Source organism: Rhodococcus sp. P3_B8 (genome assembly GCF_056402775.1).
On record NZ_JBFUGT010000001.1, the window covers coordinates 47,667 to 73,311 of the forward strand.

Genomic DNA, 25,645 nt, shown 5'->3' on the forward strand with positions numbered 1-25,645 from the left:
CGGGCGCTACGCGCCCAACGCTTGCGCGACCTCGGTCTCGAGGGTGGCGACGAGGGATTCCTTCGGGGCTTCGCCGCAGACGGCGAGCCAGTTGGCGAGCATGCGGTGCCCGCCCTCGGTGAGCACGGACTCCGGGTGGAACTGGACGCCGTGGATGGGCAGTTTCCGGTGCCGCATCGCCATGACGATGCCGCTGTCGGTGTGGGCGGTGACCTCGAGTTCGTCCGGGATGGTGTCTTCCAGGACGGTCAGCGAGTGGTAGCGCGTGGCGGTGAACGGGTCGGGAAGACCCGCGAGAACGCCCTCGCCGGTGTGGTGGACGATGCTGGTCTTGCCGTGCAGGAGTTCGGGTGCCCGGTCGACGGTGGCGCCGAATGCGGCCCCGATCGCCTGGTGTCCGAGGCACACCCCGAGAAGCGGCGTCTTGGCCGCGGCACACGCCGTGACCAGGTCCATCGTCGCGCCTGCCCGCTGCGGTGTGCCGGGGCCGGGGCTCAGCAGAATGCCGTCGAACTCGGCCGCTGCCGCCGCGACGGCGTCGGGCCCGGTGAGGTTCGGATCGTCGTTGCGCCAGACCACGGCCCGTGTTCCCAGCTGTCCGAGGTACTGGACCAGGTTGAACACGAAGCTGTCGTAGTTGTCGACGACGAGAATCCTCATGGAAGCAGGGTATTCTGCCCGCTTCCCGCTCTGCACGGCCGGGGACCGTTCGGGCTCAGTGCCCCGCGTAACCGGGCACGGACAGTTGACCGGACGCCGCCTCCGAGTAGCCGAGGCCGAACCGTGAGGCGTACTGCTTGAACACCCGGATTCCGGGTTCGTTGGCGAGCGCCGCCTCCAGTCGCGCGGGATCCCCGATCGCCGACATGACGTAGGGCGGGCTGTAGGTGCGACCGTGCAGCAGCAGGGTGTTGCCGATGCAGCGCGGTGCCGACGTGTTCACGATCCGCTGGTCCTGCATGCTGATCGCCTCGGCACCGCCCACCCACAGTGCGTTCAGCACACTCTGGACGTCCTGCTGGTGGACGACGAGATCGTCCGGCGACGCGTCGACGGGATATTTGCCGTCCGCGTCGCGGGGGGCGTCGGTGAGTGTGACGGTGACGCCGGGACCGGTCATCGGTGTGAGTCCGGCATCGGTGGCGAGCGCCTTGCTGTCGGCGAGCGCCTGCGCGACACCGCTGTCGGACGCGGCGGCGTCCTGCTGCAGCGATTCGACCTGCGCCGCCAGCCGGTCGCGGGTCTCGGCCACCTGGTCGGTCTCGGACTGGGCGTTGCGCACGAGGTCGGACAGTCGGGTGGAATCGCCGGCGCGAATCTCGTTGCCGTGCGACACCTGACGGGTGGTGGCCACCAGCAGACCGGCCACGAGACACACCACCAGCACCGCGATCCGCCAGAAGATCGACCTGGTCACCGGTGTTTCCGTCCCCTCGTCCTCGCCGCGCGAATCGCGGCTACGTTAGCGTGTACACACGCAGGTATTTCCGAATCTACCTGCCCACATTCCTGTTGAGCCGTACGAACGAGGACGTCATGCCGAAGTCGAAGGTCCGAAAGAAGACCGATTACACGATCAACCCTGCGAGCCGCACCCCGGTGAAGGTGAAGGCCGGCCCCTCGAGCACCCTGTACGTCTCGGTGATGCTCGGGTTCATGCTGGTCGGCCTGGTGTGGTTGCTCGTCTATTACCTGGCCGCCGACCAGCTCGAGTGGATGAACAACCTCGGTGCCTACAACTTCCTCATCGGATTCGGCTTCATGGTGGTCGGTCTGATCATGACGATGCGCTGGCGTTGACCATCACAATTACACCCATGTCATTCATCCCCAATGTGGACAACCCCTGTGGATAACCGCAGGTCGAGTGCTGATGTCCGCTGACGAGGCACCGTTGGAGTGGTCGACGCCCCTCGGCGCGGTGATCGCTCTCGCCGCGGGCGGAGTCGCGTTGGGGGTCGCCGGACTTTCCGTGTCGACCGAGCCGGCGGGCCGTGTCCTCGTGTGCGTCGCCGCCCTCGGGCTGCTGCTGACCGCCGCGTCCGCGCTCCGGCAACGCCCGCGCCTCGCCGTCGACAAGGAGGGCGGCGGGATCGTGGTGAACCGGCTGAGCGGCCGCCACGGGTATGCCCGCTCGGAGATCGAACGCGCGCGGCTCGTGCGCTATCCCCGGCTGGGCCGCCGGGTGCCGATGCTCGAGATCGACGTCCGCACCGAGGACGGCACCGAACGCCTCCTGATCTTCGGCCGGTGGGATCTCGGCACCAATCCGGAGGACGTGTTCGATGCCCTCGCGGTGCACCGTCTGGTGGGCCGGGGTCAGTAGCCGAAGCTCGCGCGCAGCTGCAGGGTGCGGATCGCGATGACGGCGAGCGGCACCAGCATCACGACGCCGAGGCAGACCCAGCCGACGGTGACGGCCTTCTCCCGATTGTTCCCGACGCCCAGCAGTTGCGGCCCGTAGAGGATTCCCGCGGTGGCCGCGGCTCCGGCGACCAGGCCGCCGAGATGCCCCCACAGTGAGATGCCGGGGATCGTGATGCTGATGATCACGTTGATGGCGATCACCGAGATCACCGGTGCGGGGCTGCGCCGCAGACGCAGGAGGATGACGGCCTGAGCGCCCATCAGTCCGAAGACGGCACCCGACGCACCCGCGGTGACCGCGCCGAGTTGGAACAGCATCACCGCGGCGGAACCGCCGAGCAGCGACGCGAAGTACACGCAGGCGTAGCGGGCACGCCCGAGGACCAGTTCGGTGTCGCGGCCGATCACCCACAGCGCGAACATGTTGACGGCCAGGTGGATGATGCCGAAGTGGAGGAATCCGCTGCCGAGCACGCGGACGATCTGCCCGTCCACGACAGCCGGCGGGAACAGCGCCCAGTCCGCGAAGAGCTTCGACCCGGCCTGGTTCTGCATGATGCTGCGGGCCTGCGCCGCGGTGATCAGGAAGATGCCGACGTTCGCGGCCATCAGGATGTACGTCACAAGCGGTGTCGGACGCTGTGTGGTCACGGCGCCGGCGACGTTACGGACCGGGCGGACATCACGCCGTCCGGCGGCGACGCAGTCGACACACTGGTAGCCGACGGCCGCTTCGCGCAGGCATTCGGGGCACGCGGGACGACCGCACCGGTTGCACGACAGCGCAGTGGGGCGATCGGGGTGGCGGACGCACCGCGGCTGGGGCGGAGTGCCCTCGTTCGCGGCACCGCCCCAGCCGGGGTTGGTCATGTGCTGCGGTTCCCTACGCGATGGTGACGCTGTTGATCACGACCGGCTCGAGCGGACGGTCCGCGCGATCGGTGGCGGTGGTCGAGATGGCGTCGACGACCTTCTTCGACTCCTCGTCGACGACCTCACCGAAGATGGTGTGGCGACGGTTGAGGTGCGGCGTCGGGCCGGTGGTGATGAAGAACTGCGAACCGTTGGTTCCCGGGCCGGCGTTCGCCATGGCCAGGATGTACGCGCGGTCGAACTGCAGTTCCGGGTGGAACTCGTCGCCGAACTTGTAGCCCGGGCCGCCGGCGCCGGTGCCCGTGGGGTCGCCGCCCTGGATCATGAATCCGTCGATGACGCGGTGGAAGACGGCGCCGTCGTAGAACGGTCCGGAGTCGGTGCCACCGGCGTTGGCGGTGCTGTAGTCCTTCGAACCGTCGGCCAGGCCGACGAAGTTCTCGACGGTCTTGGGCGCGTGGTTGCCGAACAGCGCGATCTTGATGTCGCCGCGGTTGGTGTGCAGCGTTGCGGTTGCGGTCTGATGAGGTGAAGTCACACCACCATGTTGCCATTGTGGGGTTCCGTGTGGTTCCGCCGCGGTGACTCGAGTACTTCGGATCGGTTCGTGCTCCCGGTTCTTGTGACAAAGTGGGGACATGACACGAGCGACGGAGTCCCTCACGAATCTGCTTCCGACCCAACGCGCCGAGACCCTGCAGGAGCAGGTCTCCGAACGAGTCGAGACCGCTCTGGCCCACGTCGAGGATTCGGCTTCCCGCGTCAAGGAATCCGAGGCTGTCGATCAGGCGCGGCGCTACGCACGCTCGGCGGCACTCGCCACGGCTCGCGGCGCCGGCCAGCTCAGTCTGTTCCTCGGCCGTCAGGGCGCCTCGCTGGCCAAGAAGGGTTACGAACGCGCCCGGACGGTGCCGGTGAAGAAGGTCGCCAAGGATGTCGTTCGTCCCTTGACCTCGGCCGTTGCGCCGGTCGAGGAGAAGAAGTCGCGAAAGGGCCGTCGCATCGCGATCGTCGTCCTCGTGGGTGCCGCTGTCGCCGGGGGCGCAGTGTTCGTCAAGAGCCGCCGCCGCGAGCAGCCGCGGGTCGCCTCCGCTCCCCCGAACCTGCGCGACCTCGACAGCGCGAACGCGCAGGAACCCACGCCGCCCACGGCGACGAAGCCCCTCACCGCAACTGATCCGTCACTCCCCGGCCAGTAGAGGGCGCGGTCTCCGGCACCTGCGAATCCTTTCGTTTCACGGCTTGTACCAGGGGTATCCCGCAGGCAGATGCGCACCAGCGCGAGGATCCGTTCCGAGGAGCAGACATGACCGCCAGACGTATCGTCCACCGCATCGCCGTCGTCACGTTTCCGATCGCCGCCACGGCGGCTCTGCTGACGGCCGGCCCCGCCGGCGCCGACCCGCCGCACCCGTTCGGCGGACCGGCCCTGACCATCGGATGTCCGAACCAGGGCAGCCTGATGTCGTTGACGGCGCTCACCGGACAGTCCGGGCCGGAGGCGTCACCGCCCATCGCCGACGGCGACATCCGGTTCGAGTCGCGCCCCGCCGCGCCACCGATCCCGGCGGCCGCGCAGGTCACCGTGGCCTGGGTCAACACCGACAGCGGACGTTCGGGGATCGTCAACCTCGGCGGCGTCTACCCCTTCCTGTCCGCGACGGTGAACACCGGCGTCGGGAACGTGGTGGCGACGGCGTTCGGATCGATCAACTTCGGCAGCAGCCCGATCTGCCAGGCGAACCCGGCCATCGGCACGTTCATTGCGTGAGTTCGGCCGTGTTGCAGCCGAACCGGCGCCGATAGTCGGCTGGTGCGACGCCGACCACCCGGTTGAAGTGGTGGCGCAGAAGCGCGCCGGACCCGAATCCGCTGCGTCTCGAGATCGCCTCGAGACCGAGGTCGGTGCCCTCGAGTAGCTGCCGCGCGTAGAGGACCCGCTGCGTCGTCAGCCACTTCACCGGGGTGGTGCCCGTCTCGGCCGCGAACTTGCGGGCGAACGTGCGCGTCGACATGGACGAGCGGGCCGCGAGCTCGTCGATCGTGTGCGGCAACTCGAGGTTTTCGCTCATCCACGCCATCGTCTCGCTCAGACTGTCCGACGTGCACGCGACCACCGGCTGCTCGATGAACTGGCGCTGTCCCCCGTCGCGCTGCGGCGGCACGACCATCCTGCGGGCGATCGTGTTGGCGACGGTGGAACCGAGCTCCCGGCGCACCACGTGCAGGCACGCGTCGATGCCTGCTGCGGTGCCCGCACTGGTGACGAGGTTGCCCTCGTCGACGAACAGGACGTCGGGGTCGACGGTCGCGGTCGGGAACCGGGTGGCCAGTTCCTCGACGTACTCCCAGTGGGTGGTGCACTTGCGCCCGTCCAGCAGCCCCGCCTCGCCGAGCAGGAAGACACCCGAGCACAGACTGAGGACGATGGCACCGGCATCCGCGGCGCCCCGCACCGCGTCGAGCACCTCCACCGGGAAGTCGGACTGCGCCCCCGGCGGTGGCACCACGACGAGATCGGCGTCGCGCAGGGAATCCAGTCCGTAGTCGGCGGACAGCGTGAGTCCCGGCGTGATCGACGCGAGCGGTTCGCCGGGACGGATCCCGCAGATTCGGAAGTCGAACGGCGGAACCCCGTGTGCGGTGCGGTCGATTCCGAACACTTCACAGACCACCCCGAACTCGAACATCGAGACACGGTCGAGGAGGAGCGTTGCGACCTTGGAGATCATGAACCCCAGTCTAAGTGGCGATATCTTGCCGGACCATGTCGAAACGGCCAATCATTCGCGGACCGGCCCGCAGATCGACACGAGCGCGCGCGCCAGCGTGGCCTGGTGCAGTGGGTCGAGACGCTGTTCGGCAGCCACCGCGACCGCGGCGTCCACGAGAGCGGGCACGCAGCCCGGACCGGCGAGCACGGCCTCCTGTTCGCGCAGCTGAAGCAGAATATCCAGGTTCTGGCGGTCGATCACCGGACGGACCTGCGTCAGGTCGGGCCGGACGGTCGGTGCCGCGCCGGGTGCGACGCTCCACCAGCCGAAGAGGGCGCGCTGCACCTCCTTGTTGGCCTCGATCTGGTCGCGGAAGATCTGCTGCACCCGCCCCGCACTCAGACCCTCGTCGGCCGCCTGCGTGGCCACCGCACCCAGGACCTGGGCCTCGCGCGCGGGATCGTCGATCGGTGACGGCGTGCCCCACTTGGCGGCCGCCACCGCGTCTGCCGTGGCGAGGCGCAGCGAGACCGCCTGGGCGATCGGTTCCAGGGGACGGGTCTGCGCACCCGCGGGCACGGCACCGCCTACCGCCAACATCGCGAGCATCACCGCGGCGGCGACCGCGCGGCGGGCGACTGCGGGCCGGACCGGGGTCATGGTGCGAGTGTAGGGCCGGTCAGTCGTCCAGCCCGGCGACTCCGCGTTTCCAGTACCCGGTGAACAGCGAATCCATCCGGTCCCGGCTCCACGCGCGTAGAGGCTTGATGTCATTCGCCTCCCCTGCCGCGAACAGGAAGCAGCGGCCGTCGGGCAGCGCGAGCGACTTCACCGTCGACGCCAGGGCGGACTCACCGCCGTGGCGAACGAGCCACGTCACGTCCACGTTCTCGCGCACGGCCAGCGGGTAGCCGTGCTCGACGTCGTAATCGGTCTCGATCACCACGTGCGCCGAGACGTCGGCCGGGGACTCGTCGAGCCACCGCGCGACCGCCGGCAGCGCGGTGGAATCGACCGCGAACACGTAGTGGTCGAAGTTGTGGGCGAAGGCCTTGGCGCCGGGCGGTCCGGCGATGGTCACCTCGTCGCCGACCGCGACCGTCGTCGCCCAGGAGGACGCGAGCCCGCCGTCGTGCAGCACGAAGTCCAGGTCGAGTTCGCGGGCCTCGGCGTCGTAGCGGCGGATGGTGTATTTCCGCGTGGTCGGGAGCGGTCGCGGCCAGTCGAGCATCATCGCGTCGTTCACCACGGGCACGCGGCGGGTGCCGTCCGGATCGGGGAACACGATCTTGACGTGATCGTCGGCCTGATAGGTGTGGAATCCGTCGAGTCCGGGGCCGCCGATAGTCAGACGCACCATGCGGGGTGTGACGTACTCGCGTGCCCGTACCGTGACCGTGCGGACTCCGATCGGGTAACCGATTCGTGCGGTTCCCTCACCGTTCCGGTGGTGGGATGCGACGCGGCTGCGCGGGTCGAGGCGTTCACGGGCTCCGGGATCGAGTGCGGTCATGAAGTAAGGGTAACCTCACCCAACTCTGGTCCGCACAGCAGTGTGCCCCGGACTCTTCCGAATCCGGGGCACACCGTTTCTGTATTCGTACTTGTGGAGCCTAGGAGATTCGAACTCCTGACATCTGCCTTGCAAAGGCAGCGCTCTACCAACTGAGCTAAGGCCCCGTTACCTCGTGCCACACCTCGTTGCCGCGGAGCAACTTGGACAGTCCGATCGCCACCAGCACTCCGGCTCCTACAAACAGGAGGACCTTCATGCGAATGACCTTTCACCGGCACCAGGAGTGGGCCTAGGAGGACTTGAACCTCCGACCTCTTCGTTATCAGCGAAGCGCTCTAACCGCCTGAGCTATAGGCCCCTGAAGTCTGGAAACTCATCTCGCGCAGTTCCCTGAACCGAGTCGGAAGATTACCCCACCGGACCGGCAACTACCAAAACCGGTCCGGCGAGACGCTCTTTTCCCAGCTCAGCCCCCGTCGTTTTCCGCGTTCAGTCCCGGTCGGCGAGCGTCACTTCGACACCCCCGACGAGGTCGGAACACAGGTTGTAGATGAAGGCGCCGATCGTCGCCAGCGCGGTGAACAGCACCATGTTCGCGAGACCGATGACGGCGGCGTATCCGAAGACCTGACCGGCCGTCACGAGCCCGTCAGAGCTCGACTCCGCGACGATATCGGTGAACGCGTTGTTCAGCCGGTCCCACACGCCCATCCCGTCCAGGACGATGTACAGCAGACCGACGGCCACCATCCACACGAAGAACAGCGACACCGAGATGACGGACGAGATCTTCAGCGTCGACCACGGATCGATCTTGCGGACCTGCACCGTCGCCCGGAGCGCCTCGCCCTCCTCGACCCGCTGCGGGGCCACGGCGATCTTCGGCTGCTGACCCGTGGCCGCCGCCCCCGGTAAGGGGTGCTTGGCCTCGGACAGGTCCGGCATGTCCTTGGGGAGCACGTCCCGGTTGATGTGCCGGGTGGGTCCGTCGATCGCGGACGCCTTCGCCTTCGCGGCCTCCCGCTGCGTCACGGCACCGGCCGCGGCTGCGCCGGATACCGCACCGACCGCTGCGGTGGCCGCGGTCGAGGACGGTGTGCGATCGGAACCCTGCTTGGGCGCGGGCTGGCCCTTCGCCGGCGCCGACGGGTTCTGTGCGGGCGCCTTCTGGGTGGGCACGGCCTGGGTGGGCGCACCCGCGTTCTGCGCGCCCTGGGGTCGCTGACCCTGCGCCTGGGGCTGCTGCGTCTTCTGCGTCGGAGCGGTCTGCGGCTTCTGGACGTCCTGGCCGCCGGGAGCCTTCGCTGCCGCGGCACCCGCCGCAGCCGCTGTGCCCGCGCCGTTGGACGCGTTCGGCTGACCCTCTGGGCGCGGAGCCTGCTTGGCACCGGCCCCGCCCTGCACGGGCCGCTTCAGGTTGGTCTGCGGCTCCCGCTGCATTCCGCGCTGCCACGGCGGAGCCTGATTTCCCCGAATGGACTGCACACCCTCGGTGGGAGCACCACCCGCGGGAGCCCGGTTGCCGGGCGCCTGCTGCGGCGGGCCCTGATGCCCGGGAGCCTGCTGATTCGGAGCGTGACCCTGCTGCGGCGGCACGGACCGTCCCTGCGGGGTCTGCGTCCGCGGACCCTGATGCTGGGGCGTCGACGGAGACCGGGCCGGATCGGCCGGAGCCTGCCGATCCGGTCTCGCGTCGGGAGCGCCGCCCGGCCGGGCAGCCGGCCCCGCCTGAGCGGGACCACGACCGGCGGACGCCTGCGGCCCCTGCGGCGCGGAACCCTGCTGCGGGTTCGGTCGCGCCGACCCGTTCTCGGGAGTGCGGGAGGCCTGCTGCTCGGATTTCGCCTGATTGGCGGAACCCGGGTTCTGCCGGTCACTGCCTGGCTGGTTGGGAGTGCTCACTAGGACTCCTTAGCTCCTTTGCCGCTGCTCTCGGCGTTGTCGTCGGGTTCGTCGGGTTCGTCGGCATTGCGCGCGATCGCGAGCAGGGTGTCGCCTTCCCCGAGGTTCATCAAACGAACGCCCTTGGTCTGCCGACCGGCCTTGCGGACCTGCTTGGCGGCGGTGCGGATGACGCCACCGCCCGACGTGATCGCGTAGAGCTCGTCGTCGTCGTTCACGATGAGCGCTCCGACCAGGGTGCCACGTTTCTTGTCGTATTGAATCGTGAGTACACCCTTTCCGCCGCGACCCTGGACCGGGTAATCCTCCATACCGGTGCGCTTCGAGTAGCCACCCGACGTCGCCACCAGCAGATAGGTGCCTTCGCGCACGACATTCAGCGACAGCAGTTCGTCGTCGCCGTTGAATCGCATGCCCTGGACACCGGACGTGGCGCGGCCCATCGGACGCAGCGCCTCGTCGGTGGCGGAGAAGCGGATCGACTGTCCCTGCGCGGAGACGAGCAGCAGGTCGTCGTCGGAGGAGCAGAGCACCGCGCCGACCAGTTCGTCCTCGCCGCGCAGGTTGATGGCGACGATGCCGCCGCTGCGGTTCGAGTCGAAGTCGGTGAGCTTGGACTTCTTCACCAAACCGTTGCGGGTGGCGAGAACCAGGTAGGGGGCGTCCTCGTACGTCTTGATCTGGATGACGCTCTGGATGCGCTCGTCGGGCTGGAACGCGAGCAGGTTGGCCACGTGCTGTCCGCGGGCCGTGCGGCTCGCCTCCGGCAGCTCGTACGCCTTGGCCCGGTACACGCGGCCCTTCGTGGTGAAGAACAGCAGCCAGTCGTGGGTGGAGCTGACGAAGAAGTGCGAGACGATGTCGTCCTGCTTCAGCCCGGCGCCCTGCACGCCCTTGCCGCCGCGCTTCTGCGAGCGGTACAGGTCGGTCTTGGTGCGCTTGGCGTAGCCGGTCTCGGTGATCGTGACGACGACGTCCTCGCGGGCGATCAGATCCTCGTCGGCCACGTCGCCGTCGGCCGCGATGATGCGGGTGCGGCGGTCGTCGCCGTGCTTGTCGACGATCTCCTTGAGCTCGTCGCGGACGATCCGGCGCTGACGCTCGGGCTTCTCGAGGATGTCCTTGAGGTCGGCGATCTCCAGCTCGATCTCGGCGAGTTCGTCGATGATCTTCTGACGCTCGAGGGCGGCGAGGCGACGCAGCTGCATCGCGAGGATCGCGTCGGCCTGGATCTCGTCGACGGTGAGGAGCTCGATCAGCCCGGCCCGCGCGATGTCGACGGTCTGCGACGCCCGGATCAGCGCGATGACCTCGTCGAGGGCGTCGAGGGCCTTCACCAGTCCGCGCAGGATGTGAGCGCGTTCCTCGGCCTTGCGGAGCAGGTACTCGGTGCGCCTGCGGATGACCTCGACCTGGTGGGCGACGTACAGCCGGATCATCTGGTCGAGGCGCAGGGTGCGCGGCACGCCGTCGACGATGGACAGCATGTTGCAGCCGAAGCTGGTCTGCAGCTGGGTGTGCTTGTACAGGTTGTTGAGCACGACCTTCGCGACCGCGTCACGCTTGACGGTCACGACGATGCGCATACCCGCGCGGTCCGAGGACTCGTCGTGGATGTCGGAGATGCCGGCGATCTTCGCGTCGCGCACCTGCTCGGCGATCGACGTGATCAGGTTGTCCGGGTTCACCTGGTACGGCAGCTCGGTGATGACGATCGTGGTGCGCCCCTTGGCGTCCTCCTCGATCTCCACCACACCGCGCATGCGGACCGAACCGCGTCCGGTGGTGTAGGCGTCGTGGATGCCCTGGCCGCCGACGATCAGGCCGTGCGTCGGGAAGTCGGGTCCCTTGACGCGTTCCATGACCGCGGTGAGGGTGGACTCCTCGTCGGCTTCCCAGTTCTCGAGCGCCCAGTAGATGGCTTCGGCGACCTCCCGCAGGTTGTGCGGCGGGATGTTGGTGGCCATACCGACGGCGATGCCGCCGGAACCATTGATCAACAGGTTGGGGATACGGCTGGGGAGAACTGACGGTTCCTGTGTACGACCGTCGTAGTTCGGGGTGAAATCGACCGTCTCGTGGTCGATCTCACGCAGCATTTCCATGGCCAGCGGAGTGAGCCGGCACTCGGTGTATCGCATCGCGGCGGCGCCGTCGTTGCCGCGGGAACCGAAGTTGCCCTGGCCGTCGACGAGCGGGTATCGCAGCGACCACGGCTGCGCCATGCGGACGAGCGTGTCGTAGATCGAGGCGTCACCGTGGGGGTGGTAGTTACCCATCGTCTCGGCGACCGGTCGCGCAGACTTCACATAACCGCGATCGGGCCGGTAACCGTTGTCGTACATCGCGTACAGAACGCGGCGGTGCACCGGCTTCAGGCCGTCGCGCACGTCGGGCAGCGCCCGGCCCACGATCACGCTCATCGCGTAATCGATGTAGCTGCTCTGCATCTCCTGCTGAATGTCGACGGGCTCGATGCGGTCGTGCCCCGGTCCCTCCGGCGGCAACGTTGTGTCAGTCATGAGCTCCTTCTTCTACTCGGCTTGACGTCTCCTCGCGGACTCGCGGTCCTGCACGACGTCGCGCAACCACCCGAGTCTATAGGTGCAGGTCAGCTGTGAGGGTGAAGGACTCGGGTGCGCTCATGAATCGGTGCCGCAGGAGTCGTCCGTTCTACTGGAGTTCGAGCTCCCTGCCCTAGGTTTCGGCGGCGAGGGATTCGGCGGCGAGCATGTCGGCCTCGAGTTCGAGCTCGGCGGCGACGCGGTCGGGCGCCATCAGCAGGGCGGTGATCGGGATCGTGACGACGAGCATGCCCAGCACGAAGACGGGGAACAGGATCGAGAACACCTCGAGCCCGTCCGGGCGCGCCACGGCCTGGTCGACGGTGACGCTCAGCCCGAACACCCCGGTGTAGTGCATGGCCACCAGTCCGGCCGCCACGACCACCGACGCCACGAGTCGCAGCGTGCGGGACTCGAGGGCCGAGATCGACCACATGATTCCGGCGCCGACGACCAGGCCGATCACGGCCGACGCCGCCGTCAGCACGATGTCGGAGTCCACCGAACCCTGGATCTCGAGGGAGGCGACGATCGCGAGGTCCATTCCGGTGAAGCCGACGCCGAGGAGTACCGCACCGCCTGCGAGGCGGCCGATCTCCACCGATGCGCTCGGCAGCCGGTGTTTCGTGGGCGGCGGGCTGATGATCAGCAACGCCACCGCGGCGGCCGCGACGGGCACCACGAACGAGACCGCGATCCACAGGACGTCGTAGCGCACCACACTGCCGTAGACCTCGAACCCGACCATCGCGATGTAGTGCGGCAGCCAGGCGCCGATGCCGCCGATGGACAGCGCACCCCACGCCAGCCAGAGGTACCGCTGCCTCGGATTCGGCGCGGTCACCGCCTTGCGGGCGCTGGCGATACCGACGAAGACGCCGATGAACGCCGTGACCGCGGCGAGGGCGACGATCCACGTGCCCATGGAGAAGTGCTGCAAGTCGTCCGACATGTTTCGAATCCTCAGTACGCGGCCGTGTGGAGCTTGGTCAGTGCGTATTCGGTGATCGCGACCAGTGCGCGTTTCGCCGATTCCCGGTCACGCGCGTCGATCGGGATGATCGGCACGTCCTCGGAGATCGCGAGGGCCGCACGGATGTCCTCGATGGGGTAGCGCGGGGCGTCGTCGAATTCGTTGATCGCGACGAGGAACGGCAGCTGCCGGGCCTCGAAGAAGTCGACGGCCGCGAAACTCTCGTCCAGCCGGCGGGTGTCGATCAGGACGATCGCACCGATGGCACCGCGGATCAGGTCGTCCCACATGAACCAGAACCGGTGCTGACCGGGGGTTCCGAACAGGTAGAGCACCAGGTCGTCGGCCAGGCTGATGCGACCGAAGTCCATGGCGACGGTGGTCGTGCCCTTCTGCGGTGTCGCAGCCAGGTTGTCGACGCCGTCGCTGGCGTTGGTCACGAGCGCCTCGGTGCGCAGCGGGACGATCTCGGAGACCGCCCCGACCAGCGTGGTCTTGCCGACGCCGAACCCGCCGGCGATCACGATCTTGGTCGAGGTCACCCGATTGCGGGGATCAGATTTCGCGAAGTCCACTGAGGACCCTTTCGATGAGTTCACGACGTTCGGAGTCGGTCGAGTCTTCCTTCAGGGTGGCCAGGATCTGCAGATGACCGGCCTCGACCAGGTCGGCGACCAGGACGCGTGCCACCCCGAGGGGAACGCCCACCCGGGCGGCGATCTCGGCTACCGAAGGCGACTGCTGACACAACGCGACGATCGCCGCGTTGACGTCGTCGAGTTCCCACTGCCGGTCCACCGACTGCGGCAGTGCCTGAATCAACGCTTCGAGCGCGAGCTCGACCGCAGGCCGGGTCCGGCCCGACGTCAGCGAGTACGGGCGCACGATGTTCGGGCCCGGCTGCTCCGAGTGGTGGTCGTTCATGGGCATGGGCTGGTCAGAGACCCTGCGGGGTGCGGGCCGTGGCCTGCACCGATGCGCCGACGCGGTCGACCAGGATCGCCATCTCGTAGCCGACCTGCCCGATGTCGCACTCGGCGTCCGTGAGGGTCGCGAGGTGCGAGCCGTCGCCGACGCTCATGAGCAGCAGGTACCCGTGCTGCATCTCGACCACCGACTGCAGCACTCCGCCGCCTTCGAACAACCGGGACACACCGGCCGACAGGCTGGCCAGCCCCGAGGTGACCGCGGCCAGCTGCTCGGCCCGGTCGATGGGGAGATGGGCGCTGGCTGCCATCAGGAGACCGTCCGCGGACACGAGCACGGCGTGGGAGACACCGGGCACGTCACTGGCGAAGTTCGACACCAACCAGTCGAGCGGTCGCGTGACGTCGGATCCATGAGCGGTGTTCATCGGTCTCCTTCAATGCTGTTACGTTCCGCGAGCCTCGTGGCCCTGCCGTTTCGGACGCCCTGCTGGTGACGACTGAGATTCGCGCGAATTGTCTCAGGGTCACGCACCCGGCGCAGTGTCCCCGTATTGTGCGCGCCTTCGACCGTGCCGGGCACCAGCCGGTCGCCGGGACGCCGCTTCGGCAGTCCGATCTCCGGGTCGACCTCGACGGGAGTCTCGCTGATCCGTTCCGCGGCCGACCATCCGGCGTCGCCGGCGGAATGCCAGACGCCGGGTGCGCCTTCGGCGCCGGTCGGATCGGTCAGCCAGTCGGACACCATGTCGGAGAAGATCGGGGTGCCGCCGCCGGGGCGCGGTGTGGCCTCGGACGGTGGCGGATCGATCCGCGACTGGAAGAACGACGCGGTCTTCGCCGAGTTGGTGCGGTAGCGGTGTCGCACCGGCGCCTGGTCGTCGCCGTTCGACGACGGGGGCGCCGGCTGCTCCGCGGTCCGCGCCTCGATGCGGTTCTCGCTGCGGGGTGCGTGCGGTGCGTGCTGCGGCTGCGATTGCGCCGGTGCCGTCTCCGGGGTCGTCGCCTGCGGCCGCCGCACGGGCAGCTTCGGCATCGCCCCGGATCCACGGACGTTGACGGTGTCCTGAGACTGCGCGGCCGGTGCCCCGGCCGACGATCCCGCGCCGGCCGCGATGCCACTGGCACCGGGCTGACGTCGGGGCAGGCTCGTGCCCGACGCCGTCGTCACCGCACCCGCAGGTGCCGGGCTCGGCGCGGGCGGAGGAGTGGACGGGGTGCGGGTCGGCAGTCCGTTGCGGGTTGCCGGCTGCTGTCCGTTGTCCTTGCGCGGTGCCGGGGCCGCGGGTGCCGGAATGGCGGTCCGGACCGGTGCCGCGGGGATCTTCCGTTGCGGTCCCGTGTCCTGCCGGGCGGCCTGCGACACGATCAGCGCATTCGGGATGTGAATGCTCACGGTCACGCCCGGGTTGCGGGCGGTGTCGAACGTCGACCGCAGGCGCACGGTCAGGCCGTGACGCTTCGCGAGCCGGCTCACGACGAACAGACCCATGTGGCGGGCGGTCTCGGGACCGACCTCACCACCCGATGCCAGCCGCTCGTTGACGGCGCGCATGTCGTCGGCCGGGATACCGATACCGCGGTCCGCGATCTCGAGCAGCACCCCGCCGTCCACGGCGCGAGCAAAACTGAACGTTACGACCGTGTCGGGCGGCGAAGCGCGCAGCGAGTTGTCGACGAGTTCGGCGAGCAGGTGCACGACGTCCGTGACGACGGTGCCGCTGAGCGCGCCCTCGGGGGTCGCACCCATCTGCACACGCTGGTAGTCCTCGACCTCGGAGATCGCGGCACGCAGCACGTCGCCGAGCGGGATCGGCGCCGCCTGCGAACGACGCACGCGGGTGCCGGCCAGAATCAGCAGGTTCTCACCGTTCCGGCGCATACGCGCGGCCAGGTGGTCGAGCCGGAACAGGCTCTCGAGTCGCTTCGGATCCTTCTCCTCGAACTCGAGATTCTCGATCAGGCCGAGCTGCTGGTCGACGAGCGACTTGCTTCGGCGCGCGAGCGTTTCGAACATGTCGTTGATCTGCAGGCGCAGTTGTGCCTGCTCACCGGCGAGCTTGAGTGCCTGCCCGTGGATGTCGTCCACGGCGCGGGCGAGCTGGCCGATCTCCTCGGAGGAGTGCACGGCCACCGGCTCGAACGACAGTGCCCGCGGATCGTCACTGGCCTTGATCTGCTCGATCGCCTCCGGAAGGTCGCGGCGGGCGGCCTTCAGCGCGCCGTACCGCAGGCGGCGGATCGGACCGATCAGCGACCGCGACACGAGGAGCGCGAGGACGAGCGCGGCGAGCAGGGTTCCGAGGACGATCGCCGTGTCACGCAGCGCGGCGGACCGGGTCTCGGCCGCGCGGACCTGCACGGTGGACGCGATGTCCTTCGCCGCTTCGCTGGTCAGCTCCTGGTAGACGTCACGGCTCGCGATGAGCGAGGAGCGCAGCTGCAGGATGGGCAGCATCCCGCCGCGCGCCGCGTCCGCCAAACCCTGGTCGATGAGGGCGTTGCGGTCGTTGATGTTGTTTCGCAGCGTCTCGAGACGGGCATCACCCTTGGGGTAGTACCGGTCGAGGACGTCGAGGAGGCTCGATTCGGCGCCGGCGGCCGCGACGACGGCCGAGGTGGGGATGTCGCCTGTGCGGGCCTTCTCCCGTCCGTCGGGACCGGCGTAGACGTCCTTCACGATCACGAGGCCCATGGCCTGTTCGAACAGACGACGCTGCGCCTGCCACGCGTTGGTCAGCTGGTAGCCCTTGTCGACGACTTCGCTGTCTTCGATGGGACGGACGATGTCGTCCACTTCGCGGATGAAGTCCGCGGCGAACGCGCGCTGGCGTTCCGCGAGGAGGTCGGTGGCGACGCCCGGGGAATCCATCAGATTCAGGAGGGCGCGGCCGTCCGAGACGGTCTGGTTGATGGAACTCGCGACGGCGGGATCCAGTTCGGGGTTCCGGGCCTGTTCGGACACATCGTTCATCAGGGCTTCCGCGTCCTCGCGGTCCTGCTTGGTGAGGGTGCCCGAGGCGTAACCACTGGTCACGGTACCCATCGAGGCCTCGAGGGCCACGATGTCCGGGACGACGACGATCTGGTCGGCCGCCTCGGTGAAGTGGACGGCGTTACTCAGCTCGCCCTGCACACGGAGCCCGCCGAGCACCATGGCGACGGTGACGGGAACTGCGAGAACCGCGGTGACCTTCCACCGCAGGCCCCAGCCCTCGATATCCCAGAACTTTGCCCGGGGCGGCGAATCGTCGCTCATCCCACGCTTCCTTTCCAACCACTCATAGCTTGTCGCTCTGTGCTCGTGACCGCGTCTGCGGCGGGACAGTCGTACCGGTCCGGACGACACGCGTCGACAGAGGAAAGTGATCGATCAGTTGCGCTGTGCGCAGCGCTGCCCGACGCACCGATTTCCGAATGTAACGAGTTCATCACATCCCCATGGGGAACGTTCTTACCACAGAAATTCCCCGATCCTTACTTCTAAGTAACATGCGCACCACCGATCCCAGACGTTGCCGTCGCGGGGTGGATCAGCGGACCAGGCTACACAGAATCGCGGTTCACAGTCGAGGACGGATTTCTGCGCGACCCGGTCCCGCAACCGGCCCAGACGGGTGCAGCCACCGGGGTCTTCCGACCGCCGGTGGCTGCATGACATCCGTAATCTCTTGTGCCGGATACCTAGACGTCGAGGAAGCGGACGTCCTTGGCGTTACGGGTGATGAAGCTTCGCCGGGCCTCGACGTCCTCACCCATGAGAACGCTGAACAGCTCGTCGGCTGCGGCTGCGTCGTCGAGCGTCACCAGACGCAGGACGCGCACCGTCGGATCCATCGTGGTCTCCCACAGTTCCTTGGCGTTCATCTCGCCGAGACCTTTGTAACGCTGGATGCCGTCGTCCTTGTTGATCTTCTTGCCGGACTCGAGGCCGGCCTTGACCAGGACGTCGCGCTCGCGGTCGGAATACGCGAACTCCGGCTCGCTGCGCTGCCACTTCAACTTGTACAGCGGGGGCTGCGCCAGATACACGTGGCCGTGCTCGACGAGGGGCCGCATGAAGCGGAACAGCAGCGTGAGCAGCAGCGTTGCGATGTGCTGGCCGTCGACGTCGGCGTCGGCCATCAGCACGATCTTGTGGTACCGCAGCTTCGCGATGTCGAATTCGTCGTGGATGCCCGTGCCGAACGCGGTGATGATCGACTGGACTTCCGTGTTCTTCAGCACACGGTCGATGCGTGCCTTCTCGACGTTGATGATCTTTCCGCGCAGCGGCAGGATCGCCTGGTACATCGAGTCGCGGCCGGACTTGGCCGAGCCGCCTGCGGAGTCGCCCTCCACGATGTAGATCTCGGACTTGCTCGGATCGTTGGACCGGCAGTCGGCGAGCTTGCCCGGCAGGCCGCCGAGGTCGGTGGCGCTCTTGCGGCGCACCAGTTCGCGGGCCTTGCGGGCGGCGACGCGGGCCTGCGCCGACGACACCGCCTTGTTCACGATGGTCTTCGCGTCGGCCGGGTTCGCTTCGAACCAGTGCGACAGGTGCTCGTTGCTCGCCTTCTGGACGAACGACCGGACCTCGGTGTTACCGAGCTTCGTCTTCGTCTGACCCTCGAACTGCGGTTCACCAACCTTCACGGAGATGATCGCCGCGAGACCCTCACGAATGTCGTCACCCGTGAGCTTCGGGTCCTTCTCCTTGAGGAGCTTCTTGTCGAGCGCGTACTTGTTGACCGTCGCCGTCAGAGCGGAACGGAAGCCCTCTTCGTGGGTGCCGCCCTCGTGCGTGTTGATGGTGTTCGCGAACGTGTGGACCGACTCCGAGTAGCCGGAGTTCCACTGCATCGCGATCTCGAGTTCGTGGCCGGTGCCCTTCGCGGTGAATCCGACGACGGAGTTGTGGATCGGCTGCTTCGTGCGGTTGATGTGCCGCACGTAGTCCTCGAGGCCGCCCGGGTAGTGGTAGACGCGGGTCTTCACCTTGTGCACGGCAGGCGCATGCGCCTCGGCGGACTCGTCCTCGGCGGTCTTCGGCGCGTCGGCGACCTGGCTGACGACCTCTTCGGTGACCTCGGCGTCGCTGACGCGCTCGTCGGTGAGGGTGATCGTCAGGCCCTTGTTGAGGAAGGCCATCTCCTGGAGGCGGCGCGCGACCGTCTCGAAGCTGTAGACCGTGGTCTCGAAGATGTTCGGGTCGGCCCAGAACGTGACCGTGGTGCCCGTCTCCTTGGTGGCTTCGCCCTTGACGAGTTCGCCCGGCTTCGAGTCGGTGTACGTCTGGTTCCACTGGAAGCCGTCACGCTTGATGTCGACGTCGAGCCGGGTGGACAGCGCGTTGACGACGGAGATACCGACACCGTGCAGACCGCCGGACACGGCGTAGGAGTCGGAGTCGAACTTGCCGCCGGCGTGGAGCTGGGTGAGGACGACCTCGACGGTGGGGACACCGGAGGCGTGCATCCCGACGGGGATGCCTCGACCGTCGTCGACGACCTGGACGCCACCGTCTTCGAGCAGGGTGATCTCGACCTTGGTGGCATGGCCGGCCATGGCCTCGTCGACGGAGTTGTCGACGACTTCCCAGATCAAGTGGTGGAGACCGCGTTCACCGGTGGAACCGATGTACATACCCGGTCGCTTACGAACAGCTTCGAGTCCCTCGAGGACGGTGATGGAAGAAGCGCCGTAGTCCTTGCTGGAGGTGCTTTTGTCTGACTTCTGGGCAGCCACGGGTGGGTAGCTCTCCTTCTCCGTCCAATGCCCGACGCAGGCGCCCACCGCCCTGGTCGGGCACGCGGGAGACGAGAATCGGGAATCTTGCCGCTAGTTACCTCGGCCATCTTACTGGTACGTCAGCGCCAGGAGCGGGCTATGACACCCCTGAGCGCCCCGTAGACGAATTTTCAGGGCGTCTCGGGAGTGAAAACCTAGGCAGAAGCGCTCTCGGACGGGCCGTCGGGGAGATCCGCCCACCGCCGGTCCTCGATGTCCAGCACGAACTCCGCGGCGAGTTGCGCGATGTCCTCGGCGTGCGAGATCGGCGACCAGTGCCCGGCGTCGACCTCTCGACGCCGCAGGTCGGGCGCCCATTTCTCGGTGTCCTCGTAGCCGACGGGCCGCACCGCCTTGTCGTTCTTGTTCAGGATGAGCTGGACGGGGACGTCGGTGTGCCGCTCGCGCGGCCTCAGCAGACTCGTCCGGATGTTCGCGCGGTACAACTTGAGACCGTTCACCATGTCGTCCGCCAGCGTCGGCGCCGGACGCACCAGCGCGGGGTCGAGGCGGTCGAAGAACTTCAGGAACGCCGGCCAGTGCCGGGAGAACCACAGCCGCAGCGGCAGCGTCGCCAGGCCCGGGATCTGGAACAGCACGGTGTAGCCGGACGCGACGGCCTGCGCGAGCGGCCCGCCGAAGCTGCGGTCCGAGATGCGACGGCGCATCCACTTGCCGAGGTGATCGAGGTTGGGCCCGGAGACCGAGGTGAACGACGCGATCCGTGCGCGGGCTCCCGGTTCGCAGACCGCCTCCCACGCCTCCACCGATCCCCAGTCGTGGGCCAGCACGTGCACCGGCCGGCCCGGGCTGACGGCGTCGATCACCGCGAACAGGTCGCCGGCCAGGGCGGGCAGTCGGTAGTCCTCGACCCGGGTGGGCACGGTGCTCCGGCCTGCGCCGCGGCTGTCGTAGCTGACCACCCGGAACCGTTCCGTCAGGAACGGCACCACCCGGTTCCACAGGTCGTGGGTGTCGGGCCAGCCGTGCACCAGCACGATCGTCTCGCCGTCGGGGTTGCCCTCCTCGAACACGGCAAGTTCGACGGAACCGTTGGTGATCCGCCGGGCGGTACCGGATGTGGATGGAGTCATGGTGGGGTCCTCTGGTCGTGCGGGTTCGGGTACGGGATCGACGGTGGGAACTACAGATCGAGGACGAGACGGCCGCTGTCGGCGCGGGACACGCAGATCAGCATCTCGTTCTCCTGCTCGGCGTCGGTGAGCCGCGTCTCGCGGTGATCCGGGGTTCCGGACAGCACCTTCACCCGGCAGGTGCCGCAGAATCCCTGCTGGCACGAGTACCCCACTCCGGGCATCGTCTTCTTGATCACCGTCAGTGCGGATTCGTCGGCGGGGACGGTGAGCACCTCACCGGTGCTGAGAAGCTGCACTTCGAATTCGGTGCCGTCGAGCACCGGCGGTGCCCCGAAGCGTTCGAAATGCAATGCGGTGGCGGGGCTTCCGGGGAACGCGCGGCGTACCGACTCCAGCATCGGTGTCGGTCCGCAGCAGTAGACGGCGCCGCCCGGCGCGGCACGCTCCAGCAACTCCCCGGCGGTCGGCAGTCCGAACTCGTCGTCGGGTCGGATGAAAACCCGTGACCGATCGAATGTTTCGATCTCGTCGAGGAAAGGCATCGACTCCCGCGACCGGCCGGAGTACACGAACTGCCAGTCCATTCCGAGGTCGCGCGCCGCCCGGACCATCGCCAGGATCGGCGTGATACCGATTCCGCCGGCGACGAAGAGCGCACTCCCCTCGCCGACGAAGGGAAACCCGTTGCGGGGCCCGCGCACCGTCACCGGGGTGCCGGGTTCGAGCGCGTGCATCTCGAGGGATCCCCCACCGCCCTCGGGGATCCGGCGGACGGCAACACTGTAGCCCGTGCGGTCGGACGGGTCCCCGCACAGCGAGTACTGACGTCGCAGCCCGGACGGCAGGTGGAAGTCGAGGTGCGAACCCGGCTGCCACGCAGGCAGTTCCGCACCGTCCTCGGCTTCGAACCGCAACTGGACGACGTTCTCGTCCCGTGCGACGACGTCGCGTTGGGAGACAACCAGTTTCATCGCCACGTCCGGGTTGTGACCGGCGACGCCCGGGTTGTATTCGTATGCGGTGAGAACGCGGAGGTACTTGGCGGCCACGGCCTCGGTGATCCGCATGGCGCGGTCGGGGCGCGGTCGCCCCTTGATGTCCGGGGGAGCGTCGTAGCGGGGCAGGCCCTGCCCGGTGAGCACCTCCCGCACCTGCGACAGCTTCATCGTTCGGCCGCCTGAGCCGCGGGCGAGGAGGCCAGGTACTTCACGGCCTGCGCCGTCGAACCCTCGTTGCTCGGGTGGTACGAACGCGTGAAGTACGTCGACATCCGCTTGCCGAGTTCCCGGGCCGTCGGGAGGGTGCCGCGCTTGCCTGCCGCGAAGAAATCGGTCAGGTGCGGCTTACGCCGGTGCGCCGACCACTGGGCGAGCTCCGGATCGTTGCGCATGAGGAAACGGGTGCCGCGCACCCACAGCCACACGATCACCGGGGTGACGATCACCTGGGTGCGGATCCGCCGGGACTCACGCTTGTCGAAGTACCGCATGACGTCGTATGCGACGGAGCGGTGCTCCACCTCCTCGGCGCCGTGCCAGCGCAGCAGATCGAGCATCGTCGGATGCATGCCGGAGCGGTCGAGTCCCTCGGCGTTGAGCACCCAGTCGCCGAGGAACGCGGTGATGTGCTCGATCGCGGCGATGACCGCCAGCCGCTCGATCAGGTAGTTCTTCTCGCGCAGACCGGTGAGCGGTCGCGGGCCGAGGATCTTGGAGAACGTCCATTCCATCTGCTCGGTGAAGGGTGTCGGGTCGAGACCCTTCTCCTTCAGGTGCACCAGAACGCCGGTGTGGGCGTTGGCGTGCATCGCCTCCTGGCCGATGAATCCGACGACGTCGTCGCGGAGCTGCTCGTCCTCGATCAGCGGCAGTGCCTCTTTGAACGTCTCGACGAACCACTCCTCGCCCGCGGGCAGGAGGAGGTGCAGGACGTTGAGGACGTGCGTGCTGAACGGGTCGCCCGGGATCCAGTGCATGGGGAGGTTCGACCAGTCGAACTCCACGTTCCTGGCCTGCAACAGGATGTGGTCCGGTTCGGGGATCGCGTTCCGGGGTGCAGTCGGGGCGGACATCTCGTTACTCCTTCGTGCCGGCGGCTGCGCCACGACGGAGGCCTGTGGCACAGTTCACTCGAAAACCTGGAGTAACTGTAACACCGGGTAATAGACAAAACCAGGAACCGAACGTCCGCTCCGGCCTATCCGTACGTGTCCCGGGGGCCGCGCCCCCGGATGTGCCGTTCCCCTTTTCGCCAGCTCGGAGCGGTCGGACCGGTGATCCGCAACGACTTCACGACGCCGTCGCCGACGGCCGCGGCGATCTTCGCGAGAATCTGCGACTGCATCATCCGAAGCTGCGTCGCCCAGGCCGTCGACTCCGCGGAGACGCTCAGGATCCCGTCCCGCAGCCCCGTCGGTTCGGCGTGCGCGGCGATGTCCTCACCGACCACCTGCACCCACCGACCGAGGACCGTCCCCTCGGACACCTTGGGCGACCAGCCGCGCTGTTTCGCGATCGCGTTGGTCAGTGCACCGAACGGCTGCGGATCGCGGTCGTCCGGTCCCGGACCCGACCATCCGCGTCGACGCCGGGCGCGCAGGGCCCGGACACCGGTTCCGGATCGGCGGCCCTGACCGACGGATTTTCCGCTCGCCTTCGCCGCGGCACGCGCCTCTTCGAGGGCGCGGCGGGCGAGGTCGATTCCCTTCACCTCCGGTTCGGGGGCCGCAGCCGGTGCGGTGGGTTCGAGATCATCCGTCACTGCGGTCCTCCGGCTCTTCCACGATGTGCGATATCCGTCCTCGGTCGGTGTCGCGGGCCTCCACACCGAATCGGACGGCGTCGAGTTCCTCCGGAACATCTTCCGGCACGGCGGCTGTGATCAGCACCTGTTCCGCGTCCAACGCGACCTTGGCGAGTGCGCGCCGTCGACGACGGTCGAGTTCGGCAAACACGTCGTCGAGCATGAGGACGGGATCGCTGCCGTCCGAGCGCAGCAGGGCGAATCCCGCCAGCCGCAACGAGAGCGCGAACGACCACGACTCACCGTGACTCGCGAATCCCTTCGCCGGGGTGTCGCCGAGGTGCAGTTCGAGATCGTCACGATGCGGTCCGACGAGACACACACCGCGCTCGATTTCCTTGGAGCGCATCACGGACAGCTCCTGGAGGAATCGCTCCTCGAGAAACGCGATGTCACCCGCCTCGGGCACTCGAGCCGGTTCGGTGAACTCCGGTGGCAGCGAGGAGCCCAGACTCGAGCGGTAGCGGATGCTCGCGGGCCTCGATTCCGGCGCCAGCGATTGGTACGACTCGGCCAGGTGGGGAGCGAGATCGTGGACGAGGTGGAGCCGCCCGGCGAGCAGCTCTGCGCCGTGTGCGGCGAGATGACCGTCCCAGACCTCCAGCGTGGCAAGGGCACTCGCGCCGTCTTCGCTCGGCCGGCCGCTGCCGCGGGACACCCGTCGCAACGCGCCGCCCGCGGTCTTGAGCAGCGCCGACCGCTGCCGCAGCACCCGGTCGTAATCGGCGCGTACCGCCGCCATCCGCGGAATACGGGCCGTGAGGAGTTCGTCGAGGTAGCGTCGCCGATCCCCCGGGTCACCGCGGACCAGCGACAGATCCTCCGGCGCGAACAGCACCGTCTGCAGAATCCCGAGAATCTCTCGCGGCCGCCGGGTGGGTGACTGGTTGATTCGTGCCCGGTTGGACTTGCCCTCGTTCAACTCGAGATCGACGGTCAGTTCCCGGCCGGCGTTGACGACGGTCGCCCCGGCGAACGCCTGACCGGTACCCGTCCGGATCAGCGGGGCGTCCGAGCTGACCCGATGAGACGACAGGGTCGACAGGTAGCCGAGCGCCTCGAGCACGTTCGTCTTGCCGTGACCGTTGGGTCCGACGAAGACGGTGCAGCCCGGACGCAGGGTGAGACCGAGAGCGTCCCAGGAACGGAAGTCTCTGAGCGAGAGTGCGCGAACGAACACCTACGTTCCAGAACCGGCTTCTGCCTCGCCTGCCGCCGTCTTCACGGCGTGACCACCGAACTGGTTGCGCAGCGCCGAGACGGCCTTCATCGCGGGGGAATCGTCCTGACGGGACGCGAACCGCGCGAACAACGCGGCCGAGATCACCGGTGCGGGCACGGCATGGTCGATCGCCTCGAGTACGGTCCAACGACCCTCACCGGAATCTTCTGTGTAACCGGAGATCTCGGCGAAATCGGGATCCTCACCCAATGCCTTGACGAGCAGCTCCAGCAGCCACGACCGGACCACTGTGCCCTTGGTCCACGCGCGCAGCACACCGTGGACGTCCGTGACGAGGTCTTCCGCCTCGAGCAGCTCGTAGCCCTCGGCGTACGCCTGCATCAGTCCGTATTCGATGCCGTTGTGGATCATCTTCGCGTAGTGGCCTGCACCGACCGGGCCGGCGTGGACGAAGCCGTCCGCGCGCTCACCCTCGGGGCGCAGAGCGTCGAAGATGGGCAGCGCCCGCTCGACGTCCGCCTCCGATCCGCCGACCATCAGGCCGTAGCCGTTCTCGAGTCCCCAGACTCCGCCGGACACACCGCAGTCGAGGTAGCCGATGCCGCGGGAACCCAGCAGCTCACCGTGGACTTTGTCGTCGGTGTATCTCGAGTTGCCGCCGTCGATCACCAGGTCGCCGGTCTCGAGCACCGACGACAGCTCGGTCACCGTGTCCTGGGTGATCTTTCCCGCCGGAACCATCACCCACACGACTCGGGGAGACTCGAGTCGTGTCGCGAGTTCCGCGAGCGACGCCACATCCGTGACCTCGGGGCGGGGGTCGTAACCGACCACCTCGTGCCCGTGCGCGCGCAACCGCTCGCGCATGTTGAATCCCATCTTTCCGAGCCCGACCAACCCGATCTGCATCGTGATCTCCGTCCACTCGTGAGATTTCGTTCGGCAGTGCTGGTTTCGCT

General features: G+C 67.8%; 25 protein-coding genes and 2 tRNA genes. 4 read left to right on the top strand and 23 right to left on the bottom strand.

The window, feature by feature from the left end:
• Window positions 1-6: 6 nt before the first annotated feature.
• Window positions 7-660, bottom strand: coding sequence for an aminodeoxychorismate/anthranilate synthase component II (locus AC1D1G_RS00240; RefSeq protein WP_477950449.1), 654 nt, complete (start codon window positions 658-660; stop codon window positions 7-9).
• Window positions 661-715: 55 nt separating this feature from the next.
• On the bottom strand, window positions 716-1,417 hold the full coding sequence (locus tag AC1D1G_RS00245; RefSeq protein WP_280783095.1) for a DUF881 domain-containing protein: 702 nt from the start codon (window positions 1,415-1,417) through the stop codon (window positions 716-718).
• A gap of 119 nt (window positions 1,418-1,536) precedes the next feature.
• On the opposite strand from AC1D1G_RS00245, the gene crgA reads away from it, so the two are divergent.
• Both crgA and AC1D1G_RS00255 read left to right on the top strand, forming a co-directional pair.
• Window positions 1,537-1,800, top strand: a complete 264-nt coding sequence (gene crgA / locus AC1D1G_RS00250; protein ID WP_005249082.1) for a cell division protein CrgA — start codon at window positions 1,537-1,539, stop codon at window positions 1,798-1,800.
• 67 nt (window positions 1,801-1,867) lie between these two features.
• Window positions 1,868-2,326, top strand: a complete 459-nt coding sequence (locus AC1D1G_RS00255; protein WP_317570511.1) for a PH domain-containing protein — start codon at window positions 1,868-1,870, stop codon at window positions 2,324-2,326.
• Here the strand turns inward: AC1D1G_RS00255 and AC1D1G_RS00260 are convergent.
• Both AC1D1G_RS00260 and AC1D1G_RS00265 read right to left on the bottom strand, forming a co-directional pair.
• Window positions 2,320-3,237: a rhomboid family intramembrane serine protease gene (locus AC1D1G_RS00260; protein ID WP_477950451.1), complete on the bottom strand. Its 918-nt coding sequence runs from the start codon at window positions 3,235-3,237 to the stop codon at window positions 2,320-2,322. The genes AC1D1G_RS00255 and AC1D1G_RS00260 overlap by 7 nt on opposite strands.
• A gap of 13 nt (window positions 3,238-3,250) precedes the next feature.
• Window positions 3,251-3,778 (bottom strand): peptidylprolyl isomerase, encoded by a 528-nt coding sequence (locus tag AC1D1G_RS00265; RefSeq protein WP_025431550.1) that lies wholly within the window; start codon window positions 3,776-3,778, stop codon window positions 3,251-3,253.
• Between the two features lie 100 nt (window positions 3,779-3,878).
• On the opposite strand from AC1D1G_RS00265, the gene AC1D1G_RS00270 reads away from it, so the two are divergent.
• A complete protein-coding gene (locus tag AC1D1G_RS00270) occupies window positions 3,879-4,439 on the top strand; it encodes a hypothetical protein (RefSeq protein WP_477950453.1) in 561 nt (186 codons plus the stop codon).
• A 107-nt stretch (window positions 4,440-4,546) separates the two neighbouring features.
• Window positions 4,547-5,011 (top strand): hypothetical protein, encoded by a 465-nt coding sequence (locus AC1D1G_RS00275; protein WP_283334698.1) that lies wholly within the window; start codon window positions 4,547-4,549, stop codon window positions 5,009-5,011.
• On the opposite strand, the gene AC1D1G_RS00280 is transcribed toward AC1D1G_RS00275, so the two are convergent.
• The 19 genes from AC1D1G_RS00280 to gnd form a co-directional block, all read right to left on the bottom strand.
• The gene (locus AC1D1G_RS00280) at window positions 5,001-5,972 is read right to left on the bottom strand and encodes a helix-turn-helix domain-containing protein (protein ID WP_280783089.1); all 972 of its coding nucleotides are present in this window, start codon (window positions 5,970-5,972) and stop codon (window positions 5,001-5,003) included. The two genes, AC1D1G_RS00275 and AC1D1G_RS00280, sit on opposite strands and share 11 nt — an antisense overlap.
• A gap of 51 nt (window positions 5,973-6,023) precedes the next feature.
• Window positions 6,024-6,614 (bottom strand): chorismate mutase, encoded by a 591-nt coding sequence (locus AC1D1G_RS00285; RefSeq protein WP_477950456.1) that lies wholly within the window; start codon window positions 6,612-6,614, stop codon window positions 6,024-6,026.
• 19 nt (window positions 6,615-6,633) lie between these two features.
• On the bottom strand, window positions 6,634-7,467 hold the full coding sequence (locus AC1D1G_RS00290) for a siderophore-interacting protein (RefSeq protein WP_477950458.1): 834 nt from the start codon (window positions 7,465-7,467) through the stop codon (window positions 6,634-6,636).
• Between the two features lie 94 nt (window positions 7,468-7,561).
• Window positions 7,562-7,634, bottom strand: a tRNA-Ala gene (locus AC1D1G_RS00295).
• A gap of 120 nt (window positions 7,635-7,754) precedes the next feature.
• Window positions 7,755-7,828, bottom strand: a tRNA-Ile gene (locus tag AC1D1G_RS00300).
• Between the two features lie 131 nt (window positions 7,829-7,959).
• Window positions 7,960-9,372 carry a DUF3566 domain-containing protein gene (locus AC1D1G_RS00305; RefSeq protein WP_477950460.1) on the bottom strand — a complete coding sequence of 471 codons (1,413 nt, stop codon included), beginning with the start codon at window positions 9,370-9,372 and terminating at the stop codon, window positions 7,960-7,962.
• Window positions 9,372-11,894 carry a DNA gyrase subunit A gene (gyrA, locus tag AC1D1G_RS00310; protein ID WP_280783070.1) on the bottom strand — a complete coding sequence of 841 codons (2,523 nt, stop codon included), beginning with the start codon at window positions 11,892-11,894 and terminating at the stop codon, window positions 9,372-9,374. Before gyrA ends, AC1D1G_RS00305 begins: the two co-directional genes overlap by 1 nt.
• A gap of 175 nt (window positions 11,895-12,069) precedes the next feature.
• Window positions 12,070-12,888 (bottom strand): MHYT domain-containing protein, encoded by an 819-nt coding sequence (locus AC1D1G_RS00315; protein ID WP_477950462.1) that lies wholly within the window; start codon window positions 12,886-12,888, stop codon window positions 12,070-12,072.
• An 11-nt stretch (window positions 12,889-12,899) separates the two neighbouring features.
• Window positions 12,900-13,451, bottom strand: a complete 552-nt coding sequence (locus AC1D1G_RS00320; RefSeq protein WP_005249094.1) for a GTP-binding protein — start codon at window positions 13,449-13,451, stop codon at window positions 12,900-12,902.
• Window positions 13,452-13,464: 13 nt separating this feature from the next.
• Complete coding sequence (locus AC1D1G_RS00325) at window positions 13,465-13,839, bottom strand: DUF742 domain-containing protein (protein WP_005249095.1); 375 nt, start codon at window positions 13,837-13,839, stop codon at window positions 13,465-13,467.
• 7 nt (window positions 13,840-13,846) lie between these two features.
• The gene (locus AC1D1G_RS00330) at window positions 13,847-14,263 is read right to left on the bottom strand and encodes a roadblock/LC7 domain-containing protein (RefSeq protein ID WP_005249096.1); all 417 of its coding nucleotides are present in this window, start codon (window positions 14,261-14,263) and stop codon (window positions 13,847-13,849) included.
• A complete protein-coding gene (locus AC1D1G_RS00335) occupies window positions 14,260-17,094 on the bottom strand; it encodes a sensor histidine kinase (RefSeq protein ID WP_283354574.1) in 2,835 nt (944 codons plus the stop codon). The genes AC1D1G_RS00330 and AC1D1G_RS00335 overlap by 4 nt, the downstream gene beginning before the upstream one ends.
• A 425-nt stretch (window positions 17,095-17,519) precedes the next feature.
• Window positions 17,520-19,562 (bottom strand): DNA topoisomerase (ATP-hydrolyzing) subunit B, encoded by a 2,043-nt coding sequence (gene gyrB, locus AC1D1G_RS00340; protein WP_283354575.1) that lies wholly within the window; start codon window positions 19,560-19,562, stop codon window positions 17,520-17,522.
• A 197-nt stretch (window positions 19,563-19,759) separates the two neighbouring features.
• Window positions 19,760-20,698 (bottom strand): alpha/beta fold hydrolase, encoded by a 939-nt coding sequence (locus AC1D1G_RS00345; protein ID WP_477950465.1) that lies wholly within the window; start codon window positions 20,696-20,698, stop codon window positions 19,760-19,762.
• A gap of 50 nt (window positions 20,699-20,748) precedes the next feature.
• Window positions 20,749-21,867 carry a PDR/VanB family oxidoreductase gene (locus AC1D1G_RS00350; protein ID WP_105416938.1) on the bottom strand — a complete coding sequence of 373 codons (1,119 nt, stop codon included), beginning with the start codon at window positions 21,865-21,867 and terminating at the stop codon, window positions 20,749-20,751.
• Window positions 21,864-22,772 (bottom strand): metal-dependent hydrolase, encoded by a 909-nt coding sequence (locus tag AC1D1G_RS00355; protein ID WP_283334689.1) that lies wholly within the window; start codon window positions 22,770-22,772, stop codon window positions 21,864-21,866. The genes AC1D1G_RS00350 and AC1D1G_RS00355 overlap by 4 nt, the downstream gene beginning before the upstream one ends.
• Before the next feature lie 125 nt (window positions 22,773-22,897).
• Window positions 22,898-23,461, bottom strand: coding sequence for a DUF721 family protein (locus AC1D1G_RS00360; RefSeq protein ID WP_005249104.1), 564 nt, complete (start codon window positions 23,459-23,461; stop codon window positions 22,898-22,900).
• Window positions 23,451-24,683, bottom strand: coding sequence for a DNA replication/repair protein RecF (gene recF / locus AC1D1G_RS00365; protein ID WP_477950468.1), 1,233 nt, complete (start codon window positions 24,681-24,683; stop codon window positions 23,451-23,453). Before recF ends, AC1D1G_RS00360 begins: the two co-directional genes overlap by 11 nt.
• Complete coding sequence (gene gnd, locus AC1D1G_RS00370) at window positions 24,684-25,595, bottom strand: phosphogluconate dehydrogenase (NAD(+)-dependent, decarboxylating) (protein ID WP_317570522.1); 912 nt, start codon at window positions 25,593-25,595, stop codon at window positions 24,684-24,686. It abuts the gene before it with no gap.
• Window positions 25,596-25,645 lie beyond the last annotated feature (50 nt).